Genomic DNA, 917 nt, shown 5'->3' on the forward strand with positions numbered 1-917 from the left:
TGGGCGTACCGTGCCCGAATGCGGCGGCGGGAAATCCGTGCACTGTGGGGACACCGGCGGTGCGCTGGCGGGCGAATGCCTCGACACCGGCGGTTCTACCGTGGCGGAATCCCCTGAATCCTGAGGAGACAGCCATGTCTGATGCCCAGGCGCCGGTGACCCCGGTGCTGGAACCCGCCGCGGCCGAGTTCGCGGCGGCGACCGCCAACCCGCCCTACCTCTTCGACCTGACCCCCGCCGAGGGCCGCAAGGCCGTCGACGAGGTCCAGTCCGGCGAGATCGACAAGCCGGCCGTCGACGAGGAGTGGATCACCGTCCAGGGCGGTCCCACGGGCAGCGTCCGGGCACGGATCGTCAAGCCCGCCGGCACCACCGGTACCCTCCCCGTCATCGTCTACATCCACGGCGCCGGCTGGGTCTTCGGCAACGCCCACACCCACGACCGCCTCGTGCGCGAACTCGCCGTCGGTGCCCAGGCCGCCGTCGTCTTCCCCGAGTACGACCTCTCCCCCGAGGCCCGCTACCCCGTCGCCATCGAGCAGAACTACGCCGTCGCCCAGTGGGTCGTGGAAGAAGGCTCCTCCAAGGGCCTGGACGGCTCCCGGCTGGCCGTCGCCGGTGACTCCGTCGGCGGCAACATGACCGCCGCGCTGACGCTGATGGCCAAGGAACGCGGCGGCATCCCGCTGCGCCAGCAGGTGCTGTTCTACCCGGTCACCGACGCCACCTTCGACACGCCGTCCTACCACCAGTTCGCCACCGGCTACTTCCTGCGCCGCGACGGCATGCAGTGGTTCTGGGACCAGTACACCACCGACGAGACCGAGCGCGCCCGGATCACCGCCTCCCCGCTGCGCGCCACCACCGAGCAACTGACCGGGCTGCCCCCGGCGTTGGTCATCACCGGTGAGGCCGAC

The 917-nt window shown here is 71.0% G+C and carries 1 protein-coding gene; it reads left to right on the plus strand.

Features of this window, described 5'->3' with window-relative positions:
* Nucleotides 1-134: 134 nt before the first annotated feature.
* Nucleotides 135-917 (plus strand): alpha/beta hydrolase (locus ACZ4WH_RS32715; RefSeq protein ID WP_468187662.1); only part of this gene is annotated, 783 nt, incomplete at its 3' end.

This window comes from Streptomyces sp. NPDC029138 (genome assembly GCF_055564375.1).